The organism is Lysinibacillus sp. EB106-09-02-XG168 (genome assembly GCF_058791475.1).
Genome location: NZ_JBYTDN010000002.1, coordinates 13,723 through 36,392, shown reverse-complemented (window position 1 = coordinate 36,392; position 22,670 = coordinate 13,723). Strand labels below are relative to the sequence as shown.

At 35.0% G+C, this 22,670-nt stretch carries 22 protein-coding genes; 16 read left to right on the top strand and 6 right to left on the bottom strand.

Annotation, left to right across the window (positions count from 1 at the left end):
* Positions 1 to 11: 11 nt before the first annotated feature.
* Genes AC3WSO_RS00240 through AC3WSO_RS00200 form a run of 9 tightly spaced genes read left to right on the top strand, consistent with a single transcriptional unit; the run spans position 12 to position 12,011 of the window.
* A complete protein-coding gene (locus AC3WSO_RS00240) occupies positions 12 to 926 on the top strand; it encodes a hypothetical protein (protein WP_492527741.1) in 915 nt (304 codons plus the stop codon).
* Positions 907 to 2,925, top strand: a complete 2,019-nt coding sequence (locus tag AC3WSO_RS00235) for a VirB4 family type IV secretion system protein (protein ID WP_492527739.1) — start codon at positions 907 to 909, stop codon at positions 2,923 to 2,925. The genes AC3WSO_RS00240 and AC3WSO_RS00235 overlap by 20 nt, the downstream gene beginning before the upstream one ends.
* Positions 2,926 to 5,619, top strand: coding sequence for a hypothetical protein (locus AC3WSO_RS00230; RefSeq protein ID WP_492527737.1), 2,694 nt, complete (start codon positions 2,926 to 2,928; stop codon positions 5,617 to 5,619).
* 17 nt (positions 5,620 to 5,636) lie between these two features.
* Entirely contained in the window at positions 5,637 to 7,574 is a 1,938-nt protein-coding gene (locus AC3WSO_RS00225) for a hypothetical protein (RefSeq protein ID WP_492527735.1), read from the top strand.
* Positions 7,571 to 9,742 carry a peptidoglycan DD-metalloendopeptidase family protein gene (locus AC3WSO_RS00220; RefSeq protein WP_492527733.1) on the top strand — a complete coding sequence of 724 codons (2,172 nt, stop codon included), beginning with the start codon at positions 7,571 to 7,573 and terminating at the stop codon, positions 9,740 to 9,742. The genes AC3WSO_RS00225 and AC3WSO_RS00220 overlap by 4 nt, the downstream gene beginning before the upstream one ends.
* 12 nt (positions 9,743 to 9,754) lie before the next feature.
* Positions 9,755 to 10,429, top strand: a complete 675-nt coding sequence (locus AC3WSO_RS00215) for a hypothetical protein (protein ID WP_492527731.1) — start codon at positions 9,755 to 9,757, stop codon at positions 10,427 to 10,429.
* Between the two features lie 7 nt (positions 10,430 to 10,436).
* On the top strand, positions 10,437 to 10,931 hold the full coding sequence (locus AC3WSO_RS00210) for a hypothetical protein (protein WP_492527729.1): 495 nt from the start codon (positions 10,437 to 10,439) through the stop codon (positions 10,929 to 10,931).
* A complete protein-coding gene (locus AC3WSO_RS00205; RefSeq protein WP_492527727.1) occupies positions 10,880 to 11,398 on the top strand; it encodes a transposase in 519 nt (172 codons plus the stop codon). The genes AC3WSO_RS00210 and AC3WSO_RS00205 overlap by 52 nt, the downstream gene beginning before the upstream one ends.
* Before the next feature lie 4 nt (positions 11,399 to 11,402).
* Positions 11,403 to 12,011: a hypothetical protein gene (locus tag AC3WSO_RS00200; protein WP_492527725.1), complete on the top strand. Its 609-nt coding sequence runs from the start codon at positions 11,403 to 11,405 to the stop codon at positions 12,009 to 12,011.
* Between the two features lie 90 nt (positions 12,012 to 12,101).
* Here AC3WSO_RS00200 and AC3WSO_RS00195 read toward each other — a convergent pair whose 3' ends face one another.
* From AC3WSO_RS00195 to AC3WSO_RS00185, 3 genes are all read right to left on the bottom strand, one after another.
* Positions 12,102 to 12,152: a hypothetical protein gene (locus AC3WSO_RS00195; RefSeq protein ID WP_492528046.1), complete on the bottom strand. Its 51-nt coding sequence runs from the start codon at positions 12,150 to 12,152 to the stop codon at positions 12,102 to 12,104.
* Positions 12,133 to 12,369, bottom strand: coding sequence for a hypothetical protein (locus tag AC3WSO_RS00190; protein WP_492527723.1), 237 nt, complete (start codon positions 12,367 to 12,369; stop codon positions 12,133 to 12,135). The genes AC3WSO_RS00195 and AC3WSO_RS00190 overlap by 20 nt, the downstream gene beginning before the upstream one ends.
* 105 nt (positions 12,370 to 12,474) lie before the next feature.
* A complete protein-coding gene (locus tag AC3WSO_RS00185) occupies positions 12,475 to 13,560 on the bottom strand; it encodes a DUF4236 domain-containing protein (protein ID WP_492527721.1) in 1,086 nt (361 codons plus the stop codon).
* A gap of 147 nt (positions 13,561 to 13,707) precedes the next feature.
* Here AC3WSO_RS00185 and AC3WSO_RS00180 point away from each other — a divergent pair, with 147 nt between their 5' ends.
* Together AC3WSO_RS00180 and AC3WSO_RS00175 are read left to right on the top strand one after the other, a co-directional pair.
* Positions 13,708 to 14,739 (top strand): YHYH domain-containing protein, encoded by a 1,032-nt coding sequence (locus tag AC3WSO_RS00180; RefSeq protein ID WP_492527719.1) that lies wholly within the window; start codon positions 13,708 to 13,710, stop codon positions 14,737 to 14,739.
* The gene (locus AC3WSO_RS00175) at positions 14,729 to 15,346 is read left to right on the top strand and encodes a hypothetical protein (protein WP_492527717.1); all 618 of its coding nucleotides are present in this window, start codon (positions 14,729 to 14,731) and stop codon (positions 15,344 to 15,346) included. Before AC3WSO_RS00180 ends, AC3WSO_RS00175 begins: the two co-directional genes overlap by 11 nt.
* 513 nt (positions 15,347 to 15,859) lie before the next feature.
* Here AC3WSO_RS00175 and AC3WSO_RS00170 read toward each other — a convergent pair.
* The gene (locus AC3WSO_RS00170; protein WP_492527715.1) at positions 15,860 to 16,966 is read right to left on the bottom strand and encodes a TolB-like translocation protein; all 1,107 of its coding nucleotides are present in this window, start codon (positions 16,964 to 16,966) and stop codon (positions 15,860 to 15,862) included.
* A 230-nt stretch (positions 16,967 to 17,196) separates the two neighbouring features.
* Positions 17,197 to 17,868: a septal ring lytic transglycosylase RlpA family protein gene (locus tag AC3WSO_RS00165; protein WP_492527713.1), complete on the bottom strand. Its 672-nt coding sequence runs from the start codon at positions 17,866 to 17,868 to the stop codon at positions 17,197 to 17,199.
* Between the two features lie 238 nt (positions 17,869 to 18,106).
* On the opposite strand from AC3WSO_RS00165, the gene AC3WSO_RS00160 reads away from it, so the two are divergent.
* From AC3WSO_RS00160 to AC3WSO_RS00140, 5 genes are all read left to right on the top strand, one after another.
* The gene (locus AC3WSO_RS00160) at positions 18,107 to 18,229 is read left to right on the top strand and encodes a hypothetical protein (RefSeq protein ID WP_492527711.1); all 123 of its coding nucleotides are present in this window, start codon (positions 18,107 to 18,109) and stop codon (positions 18,227 to 18,229) included.
* Positions 18,220 to 18,939, top strand: coding sequence for a GHKL domain-containing protein (locus tag AC3WSO_RS00155; protein WP_492527709.1), 720 nt, complete (start codon positions 18,220 to 18,222; stop codon positions 18,937 to 18,939). The genes AC3WSO_RS00160 and AC3WSO_RS00155 overlap by 10 nt, the downstream gene beginning before the upstream one ends.
* Positions 18,940 to 18,951: 12 nt before the next feature.
* Positions 18,952 to 19,704, top strand: a complete 753-nt coding sequence (locus tag AC3WSO_RS00150) for a LytR/AlgR family response regulator transcription factor (protein WP_492527707.1) — start codon at positions 18,952 to 18,954, stop codon at positions 19,702 to 19,704.
* A gap of 68 nt (positions 19,705 to 19,772) precedes the next feature.
* Positions 19,773 to 19,934 carry a hypothetical protein gene (locus tag AC3WSO_RS00145; protein WP_492527705.1) on the top strand — a complete coding sequence of 54 codons (162 nt, stop codon included), beginning with the start codon at positions 19,773 to 19,775 and terminating at the stop codon, positions 19,932 to 19,934.
* A gap of 602 nt (positions 19,935 to 20,536) precedes the next feature.
* Positions 20,537 to 21,106, top strand: coding sequence for an NPCBM/NEW2 domain-containing protein (locus AC3WSO_RS00140; RefSeq protein ID WP_492527703.1), 570 nt, complete (start codon positions 20,537 to 20,539; stop codon positions 21,104 to 21,106).
* Positions 21,107 to 21,349: 243 nt separating this feature from the next.
* Here the strand turns inward: AC3WSO_RS00140 and AC3WSO_RS00135 are convergent, their stop codons facing one another.
* Complete coding sequence (locus AC3WSO_RS00135) at positions 21,350 to 21,997, bottom strand: hypothetical protein (RefSeq protein WP_492527701.1); 648 nt, start codon at positions 21,995 to 21,997, stop codon at positions 21,350 to 21,352.
* Positions 21,998 to 22,670 lie beyond the last annotated feature (673 nt).

The window sequence follows — 22,670 nt, the reverse complement described above, 5'->3', positions numbered from 1 at the left end:
ATGTGACCCGTTTGGATATATTAGATTTACTTGTATTTTCTTGCATAGTAGTACTCGTTATTGTTTTTATAGTCCTAATAATTGCGAAGAAAAGAATGGATCGTAATGAACCTATATTTGGTTGGAAAAGGAAACAGTACCTTGAGGAACAAAAAAATGGTGATTATGGAGCAAGTTCTAATGCTTCTAAAACTGATGACAAAACGGTTAAAGCAACGAAAGAAGACAGAGAATATGAATCAATTCTTGATCTAATGGAACTTAAAAAAATTGAGCATTGTGTAATAGAGCGTGAACGAAATGAACATGAGGTTGTATTAAGTTCAGATTTTGTAAACTTCCATTTGCTTCAAGACAGAGAGCGTATTGCGATTTTAGAAGGCTACCAACAACTCTTTAACGTAATAAATTTCCCTGTGCAGTTGCAAGCTCAAGCGGTACGACAAGATTTTTCAAAGGATAGATTAAGATTTGAAGAAAATTTACGTCGTGTAAATGATCATGCTGCAAACTACAACCGTGATGTTTTAGATCATATTCAGACTGTAACTGAAAAGAACTTTCGCATTACACTTCGTATTTATTACATTGTGAAATACATTTATGAGCCTTCGAAATTAGCAAAATTAAACAAAGCGCAAAGAGAAAAGAATATCATTGATAACATTGGCTTACGTGCTGAAATAGTAAGACGTGCATTACGACGAGCTAAAGTAGATGCGACTGTTCTTAATTCAGTTGAAGCAGCAGAAGTATTAAAACGTGCTTTAAATCGCGACCGCATCGTATTACACCCGATTGAAGATGTTCAGGAGAAAGAGAAATTAAGTGATTTTGTAACTATGGACTTTTCAACAATTCCTGACTTTGAAAACTTTGTTAATAATGTAGAGGAGGCGTTAGATCTTGTTGGGGAAGCTAACTAAAAGAAAAGACAAAGCAGATACCAATAAGCGTGAGTTTAAAAAGACGGAACCTCCCAAAGTAGTGACCGGTGAGCAAAACGTTGTAGAACCTTCTCTCGTTGATAACATTTCAAACGAAGGTATTAAATTTCACGCTGATTATTTTGAACAACAAACTGCTTTAGGTATAAAGAAGTTTGGTAGATCGTTTTATGTAAAGCCAAGTGGTTATCCATCAAATGTTCGGATAAATTGGTTAGAAGGATTATTTACCGGAGACGATATGGACGTTTCGGTTCATATTGAACCATATGACCGTACTGATGCTGTGCGTAAGTTAAAAGACAAGGCTGATGAATACGAAGCAGTAATGTACTCAGCTGAAAAACAAAATGACATGAACAAAATTGAAGCAGTCCGCCAAAATTATTGGGATGCAAAAGCGTTACGTGATGAAATCCGTAACAATTCCAACGGTTTATTTTATGTAAGTATTTCAGCTACTGTATACGCTGATAGTTTGGCGGAACTAAATGATAAGTCTGTAGCAATTGAGCGTAGTCTCGCAGCGGAATCAATTGAGCTAGTTAATTCATTTGACCGTCAGAGAGAAAGTTGGTTATCGACCTTACCTTTAGGGTCAAATTATTTAAAAAAATCCTACCGTAACCTTGACCGAAATTCTTTAACAGCAATTTTCCCTCATATGTCATCAAAACTGAACCATGATGGGGGTATTCCGATAGGAGTTTATAAACGTGAGTACATTTATTTTAATAACTTTGATAAAAAGCTCACGAACTATAACCTAGGTATATTTGGAGAATCTGGTGCTGGTAAAGGGGTATTCGTTAAACAATTAATAGGCCGTGGCTTTATGGACGGTATTGAGAAAGTAGTTATTATGGATGTCGAACCTGAATATGTAGGTTTAACATATGCACTTGGTGGGATCGTAATCGATCTTCGGAGTGATTCCGTTGAAATCGGTAGTAAGATTAATCCACTTGATATTTATGTAGAAAAAGAGATTGTCAATCGTTATCAAGCTGATGAATATGTGATTGAACGTGTGAATGTTAATGAAAAGGTAAAAGAAGTAATTGAATTCTTTAAAGTTATGAAAGAGTCTGCATCACACGATAGACCACATTTAACTCCTTACGAATTAAATGCGTTAGACCGTATTTTATTAAGACTTTATCGCGATGAATGTAAGATTACAGACGACCCAGAATCACTTTACGAATATATCGATAGTGTTCAAGATGATGGCAAAGTTGAATATATCAAGAAATATAAGCGAATGCCACAAATTTCAGACGTGGACCGAGAAGTAAAGAAATTAATTAAAGAGGGCGAAAAAGGCCTGAAAGAATTAGAGAGTGTAATTGCATTATTTGTAAAGGGCCGCGCTTATGGAATGTTTGATTGTCAAACACAAATCTATGATAAGAGTGGCGAGATATTACCAGAAGAAATGCTAGACAAAGCACAAATTGTAAACTTCAACATTTCTAATCTAAGTAAATCTGGTATTGAACGACCATTAGCGCAACACGTATTGATGACTTGGATTTGGAATCGATTTATTGTAAACGATCCTAAACCGAAGAAGCGTGTTATTCAAGATGAGGCTTGGATGATGTTAGAATACCCATCTATGATTAAGTTCTTTAAAACTCTTTCTGCACGTGGTCGTAAATGGAATGTTTCTTTAACTCTAGTATCACAACGATATGAAATGTTCGACAGAACAAAAGAAGCACAAGACGTTGTAGCACAGCTTCATTCGTGCGCATTCATGAAACAGCCTGATCAAGATGTTGAGCCTATTTTAAGAACATTCCGCTTCTCGGAGGAAGTTGGTCGTATGATTCGAACCGCAGATACTGGTGAAGTCATTTTAAAAGCGGGTAAGGAAATTGTTTCCTTTATGAGTACGCCTACCCCAAGTGAGTGGAAATACATCAATACAAACCAAAACATATCTGTGGATTCCTTAGTAAGAGGTGGTTAAATGAAAAAAGCACAATTGCTTCTTTTACTTTTAATCATGTCATTACTGCTAAGTCCGGTTACTGCATATGCCAATACAGATTCGAAAGAAAAAGATACTGCTCTGTTTTCTTGCGGAAAACCTTTGATCTCCGAAGATGTGGATAAAGCAATAGATGACTATAAAGAAGATGATGCCAATATGGCTGAAAAGTTTTTAACAAGCCAAGTTCAAAACTTTTTCCATGTAGGACCAATTAATGGTATGTCCACTTTGGTTTTTGGGAATCCATACTGTATTTGGGCTGGTAAGGAAGATGTAAAGATGTCCGCGGATGGTATATTTACGGATGATGAACGCCAAAAAATTATTGAGCCTTTATTAAAGTTATTTGAATCTGTATTTTTTTTAGTTTTAACCCTAGCAATGTTACTCACAGGATTAAAGACAATGGGTAATAGTGTACGGGGACAAGCTATGGATGAGTTTTGGAATGACGTCAAAATGTGGCTCGTCGCATTATTCTTATCATTTTTCTACAATGATTGGACCAATTGGCTATTCCAATTAAATGCTGCAGTGGTATTGGATATTCAGGAACTAGTTAAAGCTAATACAGATAATCTAGATAATTTTTCAGTAATGAGTTCGATAAGTGATTTCATCCCTGGATTAATGGGATCATTCTTAATCGTAGCTCTTGGAGAATGGGTCCTAGCAGGAATTTTAAATGTGGTGTACTTAGCTCGTAAGGTGGTCATTTTACTATTACTTGTTATGGGGTTTATAGCGATTTATAGCTTAATGTTCGCTAAAACAAGGGCATTCTTTGGAAACTGGTTCCGAGAATTAATAGGAAATGTATTCTTGCAGTCGATACATGCAATTGTCTTCTATGCAATGATCATGTTTACCTCGTTAGGTGCTAGTGTATTTTTCAAAATAGGTTTAATGATTATGTTTATTCCGGTATCGGGAATGATATCAAAATGGCTAAATATTGGTGATAGCTCATCTAAGCTTGGCTCTTCATTAACAATGATTGGACTCGGCGGCATTACATCGACAATGACGCTAGCTTCACAAGCTAAAAGCATTATGTATGGGGGTTCCGTATCAAGTAATGGTGGGGCATTTAACAATAGTTCATCTAATAGCTCAACTGGCGATTCACTTACAAATTTAGCTTCTAGCATTGCTAATGATAGTGCTAGTACTTCAATATCATCTAGTGCATCTGGAGCGAACTCTTCATTGTTTAATATGGCAAAGAAAACAAGTACTAAGCTCGGTGCAATTGTTGGAGGAGGTGCCGGTATAGTTGCGGGGCCAAAGGGAGCCGTTATGGGTGCTAAAGTTGGTGGCCTTGTTGGAGGTGGCCTTGTTCAAGCAGGTCGAAATATGAGTGTTGGTATTAGTAATCTTCACTCTAATTTTACACAGGCTAGAAAGTTTAGCAATGAAAATGGCACAGGATTTAAAGCTTTGATGAGTAGAAATGCAAGCTTTGATACCTTAAATGCACGTCGTCAAACTATGGGGAATTTCGGTGAATCTTTAGGGGTAATGCTTGCTGGGCAGAGAGGAGCTGCTTTAGGACGGAGTGCAGGTTTTGCATTGAGTGGCGTGTCGCGCCAACGTCTAGCTTCAGAAATGTCCGCTTCATTTAATATGAGAGATTCCGCTGGGAACTTACAACCTATGACGTTTAGTGCATTATCGCAAAAATACCCCAATGCTGATATGAAGTGGATGCAAACTAATCAAGGTAGTGCCTTCTATGTAAGTACAAGTGAGGGTTGGAGACAGGTTGGTCTTACAGGAGCCGCTGATTCATCTTTAAAAGCTGGTCAAGCTCGTGTTATGGATTATAAATTAGCAGATCCAGCATTAAATTATGAATATCAATCGAATGGAACATATAAGGCGATATCACAATTATCAGAGGCAACTGTCTCAGGTATGATAGACTCTTCTGCTTCCTCTTATGCTACATCCGGTTCTTCGACTTCTTCTGTTCCTTCATTCGAAGATGCTATGAAAGGTGGCCATATTGCAACTCCATTAGGTACACCGATGAATAGTTCAATTTCAACAGAGGCAGTTGCTTCTAATGGCGCATTAGGAAATGACTCCATTTCTATAAATCAACCATCAGTTAGCCATTCAGGTGGGGAAACACTAAGTATGACAAATGCATCTGGTATGGAAAGTATTGCAACAGCTAGTGGTATATCTCAGTCACCAATGAGTACAAGTGTTATTTCAGGTAATTCAATGTCAAATGATACACAAACATCTTCTGGAATATCAGGTAGTGAAGCTCTTAATACTTTACCACCTCAATCTGTTCAGGGTAGTGGATCGGGTAAACAAAAAATGGAGACTGTTGGATTACAAGGTTCCACTCCATCTGTAATGAGAAAATCAGAGGCTTACATTGTTAATACAGGAGAATCAAATTTGGCAATGAATCCAAAAACAGTTGAACAAGTTGCATCTTCAAAAGCTATTCGCCATCAAGATGCAGGTTTCAATGCTAAAAAAGTCAATCCTGACGCGTATGTTTACCATAATGTTTCAGGTGCAGATACTCGTACAACTTCTGATAGAGCAGCTGATAAAGTTCATAATGGTATGAGCAAAATATCAGGTGTTTGGAAAGAAAAAGCACAAAAACAATCTCGTACTGAACGAGTTAAGAAAATCGTCTAGTTAAGGAGGGACATCATGTGAAAACTTGTGTGCGATTGCTACTTGTCTTTCTCATTTTGGTCCCTTCTTTATTCCTTAATGTTTCAATAACTTATGCAAATTCCGATTCGGATGAAAAGGAACCAAAGAAAGCTTGTGAAAGTGCATTAAAAGATAAAGAAACAAAGGATAAAGTGGACGATTTTCGAGATGAGCGGGCAACGTTAGTTGAAGAGTATGGCCTAGATATAGTTGAATTAGCATTCAATGCAATTGGCATAAACACTCTTAAACAATTAGTTTTTGGTAATCCTTATTGTATTTGGTTTGAAAGTGAAGAGGAATCACCTGAATTATCATATGGATTGTTTCCTACTTCAATCAAGGAAAATGCAATTGATCCTATCTTTAACATAGTGACAGGTGTATCTGTATTACTTTTTTGTCTTTCTATATTAATTAGTGGATTAAAAATGATGTACTCCCATACATTTGCTCAGAGATTTAATATAGGTGAAGAAATCTTTATGTATTTTGTTACAGCAGTAATGCTTGTGTGTTATTGGATGGGCGTAGATTACATCTTTATGATGAATAACGCCATTGTTACTTCTGTCTCAGATCTTCTGGAGAGCCAGGGGATGAAATTAGGTAGTCTAAGTATCGTTGCTTCTCAGGATGAATTTGAATTCACAGACATTATTGTTATGTTTGCGGAATGGGTTATGCTTTTGTTTTTAAACCTTGTGTATATGTTTAGATTATTTGTTATTACTGTCCTTTTAATGGCCGGTGGATTAGCAATAATCGGCTTATTATATGAGAGAACTCGAAAGTATTTTAGAATGTGGTTAATTGACTTTATCGGTGCCATATTCATGCAAAGTGTACATTCAATTTATTTTGCTGTGGTAATAATGTTTGTAAATACAGGTTCAGCAGGGGTCTTCTTTAAAATCATTTTACTGTTCTTGTTTTTACCAATGAGTTCAATGTTATTAAGCATTATGGGTATGTCCACAGCATCCATTACTGTACGCGGTTCTCAAAACATGGTGAATTCCGCTGCTCGATTAATAAGAGCTAAACAAATGTTTAAAGGGAAAACTAAAAACCCTAAAGATCTCGGAGGGAAAACCGCTATTTCAGCACTTGCAGAAGGAACTAACTCTGGTAGTTGGAACAAATTTAAAGCAGGTGCGCAATTTTCAGGTGCAGTTTTAGGAGGAACAGCCGGCATGGTTATTGGTGGAGGCGGAGCTGCTTTAGGCGCCTCGGTGGGCTCAAAGATGATGGGCAGTACACTTCAAGCTCCTCGAAACATTGCGGCTGGTGTTAAAGGAATAATGGATACAAGAGGCAAGGTAAATGATAAGTCTCTTAGTTTAAACAACATATCTGACAAGCGCCAATATTTTGGTTCAATGGGGGAATCCGTAGGGACAATGTTTGGACAAGGTCAGATTGGTAGAAAAATAGGATATAAATTAAGTGGTGTTAGTACAGACAGGGTGTTAAATTCTACTGAATTAGGAGGCTTAGGTTCTGTTACCCTAAGTGATATTTCTGCGAAATATCCTGAAGCAAAAATCCAATTTCAACAGACTAACGAAGGCAGCGGCTTCTATTTAGATGATAACGGTAGCATGAAGCTAATCTCTCCAATTGGTGAAGCGGATACTAGATTAAAAGATGGTATGATGCGAACAATTGATTTTTCACCAACGGATGGAGCAGATAGAATTGCTGCAGATGGCTTCTTACCAAATAATCAATTGTACACACAAGTAAGTGATGCAATGTTAGCTGATAGCAGCGGAAACTCCTTCGTAGATAATGGATTTAATACTAGCCATTGGCAACCTGAACAGCATTGTAATGTAGGTCAATTGCCATCACCAATCCATCCTTTAGAAAATGATTCTCCGTTTACTCCTAATAATAAGGCAAATGAAACGGGTGGTGAGGCAAAGTGAGTAATTCTGATAATAATAATAAAAGTACTGATATTGGAAAAGGTGCTATAGATAACACCTTAAAGGCTGGGAAAAAGGGTAGGAGTCTTTATAGAAACGCCAAAAAACTTGGGAAGTTCGCAAAGATTCTAAAATCTATTCTTTCAAAAGTTATAGGAAGTTGTATTAAATGGCTTTTGGGGGTGCTTGGTCCTTATGTTCTAGTAGTAGTAGTTTTAATAATTCTATTACTATTAGTTTTAGATAGTGTAGTAAGTTTTGACCTTTTCCAAGAAGCATCAACTAGGAATGAAGTAGAAGTTGTATTTGATAATGCAATCAAGGAAGTTTTTGAATTAAAGTTAGAAGCAGGACCAGCTGAAATAAGAGATAGGTTAAGAGAGAGTCAGCCACCACCTTACCCTGCCGTATCAGAATCTTGGTTGTATCAAGTCGGTGACCTATTAAAGCAAAGTATAGCAGTACCTACTATCCATCATTATTTTAGAAATATCCAAAATAAAAACTACAAAGCATGGCATGATGAGTATAGTGATTATACCGATGATGATAAGCTTTTGGGCAAGTATATGGAAATTATAGAAAAAGAGATGGCTTATTACTTTGAAGAGTCACCGAATTTTAAACCTATATTTGTTCCTGGAACATCCCCAGTTGATGAAGAATATATAGAAATTACGACAACTACGATATGTACGACTACGGATGAAGAGGGAAATACAGAAACTACGTCTTCTGGACCAACTACAACAAGAGAAAAAGTATCTCATGAAATTATAGATGAAGTTCAATTAGGTTACTTGAAAGTAAAAATACCTTACAAGATAGTAAAAGATGTTGTAGAAAGTTCTTCTTCAGATGGAGATTGCGTAACTCACACAACAACTGAATCTAATCTATATATTATCGATGACGGTACCCCACCAGTTGTAGAGCTTCTACCTGAAGAATTAGTAAGAATTTTAGTATCAACAGGTAAAGAAGGTTCACAAACAAAATTAGTTCAAGTACAAGACCTCGAATATTCCATTGACTTAGGGCAGGAAATCGATCCTCGATTCCCTAAACCAGATATTGATTATGAAGGTCTAAAAAAATGTTACTTTAAAAACAAATCAATTGATCCATGTATAGGTGAGTTCGTATTGGGTGGAGCCTTAGGCGACTATAGTGCAGTCAGCGGTGGTTGGTTCCCAACTGATTTTGATTCGATATATAAGGCTGCAGCTGATCATTGTGGCATCGACTGGTATATTTTAGCCGCCGTTCACGGCCAAGAAACTAGCTTTAGTAGTAACCCAATTGCTACTGATCCGACAAAAGGTTCTATGAACTCAAAAGGAGAGTTAGTTGGGGCAGTTGGGCATTTCCAATTTATGCCGGCTACTTGGGTTGGTTGGAATGCTGCTAGAGACTTCCCTATGACTAGTTCAGGTCATATTTCTGGAGATCTTAAATGGATTACTGTTCCTGCAAATATTAAAAAATATGGTGGACGTGGTATGGATGGGAATGGCGATGGAGTTGCTAGTCCTTGGGATATGACAGATGCAGCATTTGCAGCTGCTTGTTATTTAAAAAACATTGGTTATCAAAAAGGGAATGAAACGTCTATCAAAAACGCTTTAGCAAAATATAATGGGGGTAATGTAGCATGGCAAGGTGCCGGTGCCCAAAAATATGCTAAAGAAGTTTGGATCAATGGTAAACAATTTGAGTCGGGTGCCGCTTCCTCACCAATTACTGTAGCGGCTGGAGATATAACTTACCCTACAACAGGACCAATTAGATCCCCTTATGGTGGTCGTGGTGGGGAATTCCATTACGGTGTAGATATTGGTTCAGCTGGAAGGACAAACGTACCAGTTGTAACTGTCGCTGATGGAGTTGTTTCATACGTTGGACCATTAAGTACTTATGGAAATATAGTAAGGGTTAAACATAATATTAAAGGAAAACAATTTGAAACTTTATATGCGCATTTAGACACATATAGTGTTAAAAAAGGGCAAACCGTTAAAAAGGGCCAAAAAATAGCTATAATGGGCAACACCGGGTATTCGACGGGGCCTCATTTACATTTCGAGGTACATGACCCTGTCTTTGTTCGACAAGCCACAAATCCAGTTAATCCAATGACAGTAATCCCAACTCCGCCATTAAAATAGAAGGTGCATAGTATGCGAGAAATAAGAGATGCTTTATGGTTAGCTATAAAAGATAAAATTATAAAAAAGACGTGGTTTAAAGTTGTAGCGGTTTTAACTATTTTGTTATTAGGTTTTTGTTTATACAAAGCCTACTTTTCTCCGAATATAACAAAAGGAGAAATAGGTAATGAAAATGTTTGGAAAGAGTTGGACTCTTTTGCTGCTAATTTTAAAACTAAGTCTAAATCTTTAGATGGTGTAGGGGAAGTAGAGAATTCTGGATTTGCTTTTGACGACAGTAAATTAGAAACAGTTATTAATACATTCTTCTATACTGCTAATACTGGAAATACAGATTTATTTCTATCGACTATAATTCCTGAACAAATAGATGCTGACTTTTCTAGCTTTCTATTAGAAGAACGTATTAATAAAATTGATGATGCAATGAACAGGATTTCAAGAAATGGACAGTTAGATAAGGTTAATGTAGTTCGGAGTTTTTGGGTCCTGGAATCAAAAGCTCTAAGAGTAGTACTAGATATTTATTATAAAGATCTGGAAAAACCTATACGAATAAATATGATTATTAAGAAAATCGAGCAAGAACATTCTCACTCAAATGATCAAGAGAAAGAAGAAATAGACTTACCGTTTGTTTCCTCATCTGTTTGGGATATTATCGAAATGATTGAAGATAAGTAGGTGAAATATGTTAGATCGTATTGATGCAACTGAACCAATGTTGATTGCAGTCTACTATATTCAATTAGTATTTGTTTTCGTATGTGGGGTGGGTTTTCTTTTTGGAATTTTTATGTTTATTTATGCATTTAAAAATCCGCATAAGAAAAGACTAGCATACGTATTAACCGTGCTAATGCCAATTGGATTGTTAGGTGTTATACATGGCCCAGTGCTATTACTATATTATGTTTTCAGTCAACCAGCTGAGCCAGATACAGAATTGGGACTAATGTTATTTGTGCCTACACTTGAGGTTGCAGGTGCTAAACTATATGAGGGAATTGTCCGAGTGACGCAACCTCTATTAGTTGCTGTGTTTATTATAGGGGTAGTCGTTTTACATCACGCAACCCGTATTCCTGGGAGAAAACGTATTGGATATGGAATTTTTTTAGGGGTTCCCTTCCTATGGTGTTTAATGAAAGTGGGGCCAAGTATTATCAAAATACTTACAACATGAGTCGACAAGGTCGTTTCCAAAATCATGGAAATGACTTTGTTTTTTTATATTACATTGCAGCAGTAAAGTATATTATCTGCTACAATGGGTTTATGGAAAGAATAATTGAACCAATAAAATTGACTTATTACATGGTATTTGTAACCCGTTACAAACGAACAGTCTTTAACGATAAAGAATCAGCTGAATTAGTAAAATCAGCATTATTGAATACTCAGGAGAAAGGATTTTTAGAAATAAAATCTTTGGAAATGGGGGAGTGTTATGTGAATTTAATTTGTGATTGCGATCCCTCTAAGAGTCCAAATCAAATCGTCTCAATCCTCAAACGAGCAAGTTATCAAGCATTACTAAAAAAAATACCGCATTTAAATTCGATATGGGCTAGAGATATTATCTTACGTACTTTTCCCATATCTGAAAATGAATTAAAAAGTTTTTTGATGACTATAAAAAGGAGGGGGTAAGGTTATGAAAACATATAGTGAAATTGTAGAAGAACTACGGAAGCCCTTTCCACCTGGTACTGTTAAAATAAGTAGCGATGGTAAAAGAGGGCATATTCCCGTTCAAGTATATATGTCACGTTTAGAGGATGTAGCTGAATCACAATGGCATTGGAGAATTATTGGGGATCCAATATTAGACTTTGACAAGTATTTTGTAATAGTGAAGGGAGAAATAACACTTGTAGATGCTATCAGGCAAGGATTAGGGATAGCTAAACTTACAAAAGTGGATCCTACTTCCATTAAAAATGCTCTAATGACTGCTGAATCTGAAGCATTTAGAGATGCATGTGATAAGTTCAAGATGGGGTGGAAGGATTTAGCTCCATATAGAGATTGGGCTAGGAACCCCGGGATTGAGGTATCAGATCAATCGTTTTTAACTGAAAATCCTATAATTGAAAATTTTGATCCTAGTATCCATAGTGTAATGCCTTCCAGTGGCAGAACCTGCGTTAAATGCCAAAAGCAATTAACACAAAACGAGGAACTTTTATTGAGTACAAATGGCATTAAGTTTGCTTATTGTAAGGAACATGTCCCTATGCAATTGGTGAAAAAACAAATTTAAGTTGAAGTTCAACTAAAGATAGAGCGCAATGTTCTTACCCCTGCACCTAAAAAGACTATGCAGCCATCTGTTGTCGATATTCACTCGGTGCTAGATGGCTGAGTCGTTTTTGAGAAACCGTTTATAGTTGTAAAAATAAATATATTCTTCGACAGCCTGTAAAACTATTTTTCGTTGTTAAATAAATGACATCTGTAACGAGTACTTCGTTGATTTGACGCTGCTGAAATTGGCAATTGACGATATTATCGAACGTTCTCGATTGAGCACCCTTAAAGAAGCAACGTTTCTTACGAATGATGGACTGGATGCCTAATCCATATAAGACTCCTAAAAAAGAAACTTTTAGATAAAACACCGTACCCTATTTTAAAAGAAGCTCTATTTTGAAATAAATGGTCAAAATGGCGTTTTAATTTGCTGTTAAATTAATTTCGAAGGGTAATTTTTAATTATTCGTTATTCAAAAGCTACATTTATTAACTGATTCAAAACCTTTAATTTTCTTAAATTGCATGTTGTGGTAGAAATTCGCCATTGAATCGGAACAATCTATATTATTTAAATCTAAAGAGTTTAAAATGTCACGTTCAATTTTAACAGACAATATTAGTACACGTTCATTATATCCTGTAGCAGTGTTCAACTTTTCTTCATAGGCATGAATAATAACAGTCTTTAATGGTAAAAGTGCAAATAAATCTCTAGCAATCCGTATTGTACAGCTACAAACATAATCTTGTTGTAAATCAAAATATCGTGTTTTAGTCATCTGTTTTGAGGATAATTTACCTGTTTGAGTTAGTCGTTTTTCTTCAGTTGGAATGACATTTTTAAAATGAGCATCAAATTCAACCTCTATATAGGAAGGGTCATTAGTTGAAAATTCAAACCCACTTCCGAATTCACTTAAATCTTCCAATGGATTCATTTCTTCAATTACACTAAGATAAGTGTCGATATTACCATTGAGTACTTCTTCTGAAATTGAAACTGTATTTTCCCATTCAGCGTATTCTTTTCGATCCTCTTCTTTAGCTGCCTCAATCTCTTTAGCTAATTGATTATAAACTTTTTCTTCTCTTTTAAATAACCAATCAGTGAATTTTAGTTTATGATTTTCATATTTCTTTTTTGCTTCTAATTCACGTCGCCCAATACCGCCTAATTGATAAGGTGGTTGACTATTTAAAATACTATGCCAATCTACATAATCGTCACATTCTTTATGAATAGATTTTACTAACTCACATTGATTTTCAAATACAGCTACTTCATATTGAGCCTGTTCTCTTTCTTGCGCTTGTTTAATAGCTCTTTGTTGTGATTGTAGACTATTTCTAGTTTGATAAGCTTTTGTTTTATAGTTTTTTGAGGATGTATATGATAAACCAGTCCCTGGTATACCCACAGTTGTTGTAGATCTGCCTCTGCTGTTAACATTATAACGTAGACCTTTTCCACCAATACTTATACTTGTACTCTTACTTCCAACATTAAGTCTTACTCCAGGTGCTATCTTTAAACTTTTACGAAAACGTAATCCCATACTATTTCCCTCACTTTCGAAACAAATTAACTATTATTTTTATAATAATTTAAAGATAATTCCATGTAAATACAAAAAACGGTAGCATTTGACAAACTCTCTGTGCTATAAGTAATAGGAATATGTAATTTACAAGGAGAGAGAAATATGAAAAAAAGGATAGTTTTATTGACTGGATTTTGTAGCATTTTATTACTACCTAGTTTTGCAAATGCTCATCCAGGAAGAACGGATTCTAACGGAGGACATACATGTAGAACAAACTGTGAAAAATGGGGATTAGAATACGGAGAGTATCATTTTCATAATGGAGGCAGTTCTAGTGGTGGATCATCGGGTGGAAATAGCTCACCTACACCAAAACCTAAGCCAGTAATTGATGAAAATCAAGTACAAGCAGATAAACATTTCACATCAGCAAACGCATACTTTACCAATGGAAAATATGAAGAGGCATTAGCTGAAGCTGAGAAAATATATCCTTTAAACAGAAATATTAATAAGGCAAATGATCTTGTTAATAAATCATTGGAATCCTTATTTAAGAAAGCTGAATTAGAATTTGCAGCCAAAGAATATAACGATGCTAAAAATAATTTAACTTACATTTTTGAAGACTATACCCGCGCTAATTCTCAAATAAAGGAAAAAGCAAAGAGTTTTTTCGAAAAGATCGTTAAAGAAGAAGAGTTCCAAAACAATCTTTCTAAAGCAACAGACGCTAAAGAGAATAAGAACTATGATGAAGTTATTTCGATATTAAACGAGTTAAAAAAAGAAAATACATCTACGACAGTATCAACTTTATATAATGACACTGTCAAAGAACTACAAAAAGAAGCTGACATCTCGTTTGACAAGAAAGATTACATAATGGCTAAAGCCCACTATAAATTGTTAAACAATATTATTACTGATCCATCAATAAAATCACAATATACTACTAGAATCGAATTCATACAGGATGAGGAGCTAATACAAAAGATGCTCGGTATCGATAAAGAAGATATAGGGAAAAACTCACTTTTTGAGCACCTTATCGTAGAAGAAAACGAAACTCCATATAACAAAACAACAATACAGACACTGACTAATCTGCTAAAACCAAAGGAACTTGATTTTATTTTCAATATTAATATAAAGGACTTATTTAAAGGGGTAAACAAAAATGCAAGCTAATTTAGTTAAAAAAACAAGGTATTTTGAGACAACTTGGTTTATGTGGATTTTGTTAATAATCTTTCCTCCTTTAGGTTTGATTTTACTATGGAGACAAGGAAGGTATTCAAAAAAGAAAAGAATCACCATTTCTATTGTGGCATTGGTATATTTTGTACTACCTATTATAATTAGTACTACTGTAAAATTACCTTTATTTAATGACCATAGTGAACTTGTTTCAGCCTTTAATATCGCGAAGAAAGAGTTAAATGCGTCAAATGAGATTACATCGATCACAAAAGATGGTAATGTACAAACTTTTAAGATAGATAAAGATATTACACTAATTGAAAATTTAGATGAAAATGACCGAATCCATGAATTAATTATGATTGGACAAGGAGAAGGTATCGATATAACAACTAGCTTAGCATTATTAATTGGTATGACGAATACCGAATTAAGTAATATTGAAATAGGTGACGTATTAAAAGAATTAAGGTTTTTTGATAAAGACTTTAAATACGATAAAAATGAAACTGAAGTAGAAATCAACACAATTAGATATAACTTAAAATATGACCAAACTCAAGGAGTTATCTTTAGTATTTCTAAAGTAAATTAAGTACTCTTGCTCTACCAAAATGGTAGGGCTTTTTTATTGTATTAAAATTGGCATTATACACTCGCGATGACACGTGAGCGGTGGATACATTAGCGAAGAATTGAAAACAAAAATTAGAAAAAAGGATCTAGTTACTATAAAGTCCAGAAGAGAAGTAAGGTGTTCGAAACAAGCACCAGTTGAAGGCTCACCTAAGCACCAAACGTAGTCAAAGTGTAATAATTCAACTATATTTCAATGTAGTGCAAAACTTCTGTATAGCTTCTTCTTTCGCTTTCTTCAAAATTCTTAGGGGACAAGCTCCCAAAGAAAAACACCTTCTCATTGATTTTTTCAGGTTTCAATACCCGTTATTCAATGAAAGGTGTTTTTCTTTATCTCATGGTTAGACAAGCAATTTCCTACTCTCAACGCTATTGTTTTAACCGAGGTATGTCCATGCATCTATAATGCATCTAGTAGCTTTTATTTATCAAAAGCATGGATTTTATTTTGACTGAACAACTGCATACTTTAATATGTAACCGTCATATCCGTAATAAAAGCTGGTTTTTTATACTCATATACTTTCGTTATTTCTTTATTATCCAAGTCATACTTATATATACACTGTATTTTAGAAATTATACCGTCAAAACTAACATCTGCTGCATTTTTAGGTATACCCGAAAAATAAATAAATCGCTCATTTTTTGACAATACCGCTAGCCTTCTTTGACCAATCTCTGATAATAGGGGATCCTTACTTTTATTAATCATTTGATCTGTTAATATAGTAGTTAATTTTTTGTCTGTAAGAGATAACTGATAAATGCCGCTTCCTTCATCTTTATTTATATTTGCCCCTCCAAGAATTACAGTATTCCCATTAGGTCCAAATGCCATCGAATCAATATTGACGGCTTTTATATTCGTTACCAAATTCATGTCAGAGCCATCTAAATTCATTTCATATATTGAATAGACAATTTGCCCTAAAGGTACACCAGCATCATTTGCAGCCTTCCTTCTTGCTGTATTCTCTTCCTCAGAGACAAATGCACCAATAATTTTGTCTTTAGAAGTATCATACATTTCTACAGCACGGTCAGGTTGTTTTGTATCAAATACAATAGAATTCTTTTTTTTCACATCTATTTTCGAAATCTTGGATACAGGGAATGTTGCCCCTAGTATTTCACTGTAGATGGTGTTGTTATCACCAAATCTAGGAATAAGTTGTCCTAAAGTATCATTTGTAACTTGATAAGTTTTTTTATCGTTTCTGTCTAATAAATAAATCTCCCAAGGTCCTTCACCTTTTGCACTTGTATAGGCAAGATATTGTTTATTGTCTGAAAGTGATGCATGTAACCAAACCTCTTCATTATTAACTAATTCGTTTTCTACATTTTTTTCAGCATTTATCTCCACTACACTACTTTTGCCTTCCTTATCAAATACAGAAACAATGAGTTCTTCATTATCATCAATATGCGGTTCACTAACAGGTGGATCACTAACAGGTTGGCTGGTATCTTCTTTCTTTTGACATCCAAACAAAACTAATACTAACGATAAAAAAATGATAACAGAAGTACCCATTGCTTTTTTCCTGTATTTACAAACATATCTATACATTATGCACTTCATCCTTTGCGAAGTTTTTTTAGAAATTGCATTACCACATACCAATAACCATCAAAATACTACATATTATTTTGATAAGAAACTGAGTTATTTCTTAAATTTATACAGCCTATTTCCCTAATTAAGAAGAGCTAATTTCAATCAGAATCACTGAAAAAGTCAGTTTACGCCAAAAAAGATTGTGTAAACTGACTTTCCATATCAAATAAAATGAGAAGGAATTATTTACTATCCCAACTAATCGTACCGTTAAATACTCCCGTACTTGTAGTATGTAGCTTACTAAATGATTGTTTAGACATATCTAAAATTCTTCCCTTTGCATACGGTCCTCTATCTAAAATTAAAACTGTTGTCTTTTTTGAATTTTTGTTACTTTTTACATTAACATATGTCTTCATAGCTATAGTTTTATGAGCCGCACCATCATTCGCTTTTGAACCAGATGCTGTCCCACTTTCTGCCCAAATATCAAACCAAGAAACCTCACCCGTTTCTGTTTTTACGGCTAAAGGTTGTATTCCTTGTTGCGGATTAATTTCTTTCATTTCAACATTAATAGATTCACTAGTTTCTGGAACAACTACTATTGGTGCACCTAAAGCATCATAGACCACTGTCATACCTGGTTTTATAACTGGCAAATCTGTTTCGTCTGCTTGAAGTCTATATTGTTGCGTTAAACTTGTTTTTTTATTTCCTTCTCCTTCTCTCAGAATAACAGATTCTTCCTGTTCATTAAATTTAATTACTGTCCCTGGAGCCATGTATGCAGGAATAGTCGCTTCATTGTCTGTACTCGTTTCAATACTTTCATTTGAATTAGCAGCAAAAGCTAAATTGGGAATAGCCAAAGAGGATGCTACTACACAGCCTAATAATAATTTTTTCATTTTACATCTTTCCCTTCGCGTTTCTTTTAGAAATATGTTGCTAATTGCATCATATTACGTAAAAAGAATACACGAGAAATATGTTGTAAAGAGTGTTTTTTCTTACAAAGTAATCTAAATGTCCTAAACGCTAACTCACACTATTATAATGACAAATAGGAAAAAAAATCAATATTTCAGGAAAATAAATTCCATTATTGTATAATTTGTGTAGAATAGGAAAGAAAGGTGGGCGTTTATGAAATACATAGAGGATCAACTATTTAATTTATTTACACTTGAATCTCATACACAAACTGAGAAGCTAAAAATTGAATATGGTATTAAGCTAATTGTTTCAGAGGCAGTTATATGTTATTGATAGTGTTTACTGTTAGCTTACTTGTTTCAAATCTCAACAAAATGCAAACGATTCGGCAAAAGGAAGTGACACAGCAGCAATTTTTTGAATATATGCAGGTATTGGAGCAAGCGAATACAGATATGCAAAAGTTCCGCCATGATTATATAAATATTTTAATGTCGTTGCAAAACTATATAGAAGAAGAGGATGTACAGGGATTAAAGCAATATTTTTATTCGCATATTATGCAGGTGGAGCAACAGACCTTATTCCAAAGTAAAATGATTGGTACATTGGAAAATTTGCAAATCGTCGAGCTAAAAGGCTTATTATCCTCTAAGCTGTTACTAGCGAATCGTTTACAGCAGAGGGTCACGATTGAAATTCCACATACGATATCCTCTGTTAATATGAGTCTTATTGATTTAACGAGGGTGCTAGGTATTTTGATTGATAATGCTCTTGAGGCGAGTGTTGCGAAAGCCGATTCAGTTGTACATATTGCTATTCTCTCCTCAAATGACCATATTGTTATCGTTATCGACAATCCATTACAGGATGCAACCTTCAATATTTCAACTATCTTTGATTATCAATCCTCTTCTAAAGGAGAAGACCGAGGGATTGGTTTAGCCAATGTGAAGGGAATTTTACAGACCTATCCTAATGTTACATTAAACACGCGTATTGAAAAACAACGCTTTATTCAGGAGTTACAAATTTTCTAAGGGGTGTCTACTATGAAAATTGTTATTTGTGAGGATGATGCACAACAACGGAAATTTTTGCAATCGACTATTGTTCATTCTTCTTTATTTCAATATGAGGATGTTGAGATTGCATTGATCGCCTCTAATCCATCTGAGGTACTTACATATATACAGGAACATCGAGCCGATTGTTATTTATTGGATATTGAGCTTCGACATGAGATAAATGGCTTAGAACTGGCAAATACTATACGCAGTAAAGATTTTTTTGCAACGATTGTTTTTATTACCACATATCCGGAAAAGTTAAGGCTAACCTTTACGTACAAAGTAGCTGCACTGGACTTTATTGTTAAAAACGAACCAGATTTAGCTGAAAATTTAATCGACACCTTGCACGTTGCTTATCAAAAACATCAAAATAGACATACCCAACAAATTGAAAGGACTTTTCAAGTGAAAATAGGGGAACATATTAAATTCATCCCATTTGATGATATTTATTGCTTCTCCACATCACCAATTGCACATAAAATTGAGCTGAAGGAGAAAAGTGGTGTCTATGAATTTTTTAGCAATTTAACAGATATTGAACAGCAATTAGATAATCGCTTTTTCCGCTGTCATCGCGGGTATATTGTTAATTTGCAGCATATTCATAAGATTGACTCAACCTATCGAAAAATTACAATGAAAAATGGCTCTATTTGTCATTATTCATATGGCTACAAAAAAGCATTTATGAATGCACTGGCATCTACATCAGACATTATCTTTAAATAGTACTCTTTCTTAAAAGTGATATCTTTTAGTATGTTATTATTCTGCTGATGTACGTTAGGAGTGATACCATGATTCGATTATTAACAGTCGATGATCATAAGATTTGCATAGCTCTCGTTCAACAGCAACCTGCTGAAAATCTATTTATTATCGGGGAAATTGAAGCACTTGGCTATGACCAGCCATTTCAAAAAATTCGAGGACAATCCGAAAAAGATAAACTAGTTTAGGTGAAAAAGAGAATCCAGTATATTATACCAACAATTGTACCTTTCTTTCCAAATTTTTTGGCTTGCACGGTTTCACCTAATTCTTCTTTCCGATAAAGTTTTATTCTAGTTGTAGAACTCGTCACAACTGCTTATCCTGTATTTAAATAGTTATTCAAAAAACAAGAGTAGCGAGTACTTGCTCTTGTTTTTTTGGCTTGGCAAGTACTGTTTGTGGGACAGTACACCCCAATAGCAATTGGCTGATACAAAAAAATAAATATTTTTAAGGATAAGTAGGTCACTAACCACAGGAGGGCAAGCAGACGTGCTTTTTTAATATGCAAGATTTTATACAGGCTGCAGCCAATAAAACAGCTGAAAAATGCTGTCAACTCAACGATGTATAAAATCCTGCATAAACAATTACAGATGCCCAACATGAGGGCCAAATGTCGCTGCAAAATGGTGCCGTAGTGGGTATGAGGTCTAGATTCATCTTCATCAGTAATACGTTTAGATTCCATTTTTATACTATATTTACAAAAATAAAAAATACTTGAACATTTTGGTTAATTATGTGAAGATATGATATGTATTTCAAAATCGAAAGGGGATATGATATGAACGCAAAGCAAGTTATTAATCCAAAAGGTTTTCGATTTAATGTATTAAGTTTAGCTCTGGTTTTAATCATTTCTGTTTGTACAGTTTTTGTAAGTGGAAATACAACTACTTTAGCTGCACCCGTATCTGTGTATTTAAGTGATGAGTTAACTCCTACTTCAGTTATAGGAGATATAGAGCAAATGACACCTAATAATTCTTCTTATAATAAGGACCTATCGTTTTATAAAACACAGTTATCTATTAATGGTGTGAAATATGATAAAGGGATTGGCTCGCATTCAAATAGTTCAATTAAGTATAATTTGAACGGACAGTATACTAAATTTACAGTAGATGTTGGAATAGATGATCAAGTAGCGTCAGGTCATGGTTCTGTGAATTTTGTGATAATCGCTGATGGTAAAATTTTATATATAAGTCCGGTTAAAAAATCTCATGAACCAGCTGAACATGTGGAAGTAAATATTACAGGGAAAAATACACTTGAGTTAGTTTCGTTTAACGCTAATGATAATATTGACAATGATCATGCCAACTGGGCAGATGCAAAATTGTTTAAATAAATATTGATTTTGAGCATTCATTATCATAAAAAAGACACCTAAAAAGGTGTCTTTTTTTGTCAACCAATAGTGTATAGAAATGTATAAATAAGATTTATTTTGAGAATAACTTCTGCCAAAAACTTTTCTTATTTTCCTCTAATTGTTGGCTTAATTTTTCAACATTTTTCTTATTGGATGATAAATTTCTTCGCTAGGCCACTTTAGAGCCTTTTTTACACGAGAAATCTACTCAATCAATTTTTAATTATAAATACAAAGATGATTGGCAACCATGCCTGCATTACTCACGATACCAGTTCCTTCATCAACAACAATAACAGGCATTTGAGTTGGACTTTGATAAAAACTACAATGGGACGTGGCGATTATCGGAGGCACCTTTCCATAGGCATCAGCTGTTATCTTTCGGATGAGGTACAAACTGTTTGACCACCCGTATCTGTCACCGTACAGATAGAATGCCACTTCCTTATTAGGAGTGAAAGTCCCGGAGACAAGAATTCTCCGTTCAAAAGACGCAGGTGTCCCAATCAATTCGTCCCAGGCTGTTATACCATTGCTAGGGGCAGCTGGCGGATACTCCATTCTGAAAGCTGCTAAACTATTGTCGACTCTGGCTTGATCACGACGATTAGGTGGGACACAGACATGATCTGAAGGTCGCGTCTCGCGCCAAACGAAGCCTTGCTTACATGTATCTGGCCCGTAGACTCCTCCTCCAGGTTCCCGACGAATCGAAGCCAGTGCATTTTCATTAGCAGCCTCCTGGCGATCTTGTGGAATTACGCATACAAAGTCACCAGAAACTGCTTCCCTCCAGACATAACCCTGCTTACAGGTATAAGGTCCATAAGGAAGAGGCGGAACTTGCCCTTCATATTGCCTCATAAAAGTCACTTCCTTTTTTCTTTTTTATAAACCATATATAACCGTCAGATAACTTTGAACACTTTACTGAAAAAATAGTGTTCAGTCTTATTCAGCATGTTTGGTAAGAAAGTGTTCATTTCTACTTGGCGATTACACACTATTATAAGTTATGTAATGTAAATAATTACCATTAGGCTATCTTCGTCTTATTTTCATAATTAGACCAGACCGAGGTCGCAATTAGTGATCTCAAATAAGGCAGTGATGACAAGGGTTTATTCTTTGTCACCACTACCTCTTTCAGTTGCTATGTCAACTTAATTAGTAAGGGAATGTATAATCAAAAGCCATCATCCAGAAGGATTTAGAATTACGATCTAATTAAAAACAAATAGTCCGGCTCAAGTCGTTTCACGCGCCGTTATTTTAATAATAATTATGTAAAAGTCAGTCGTGATAATTGGCTAAAAAGTCAGTTGTAAAGACACCTCTATTAAATGCTTCAGCAAGTTCGTTGCATTTTCTTAATCAATTGACCTTCTTCTAAGGTAGGACGTTGAAATATCAAGTAATTGAGCAATATCTTTTGCCCAGTAAGTATTTTGTATTTACTCATGATTATCGTTTTCCATAGCGTTAATCATCCCATATGGAAAACCCGACAAGTCACACTTCCGTGGGATTTTTTTTG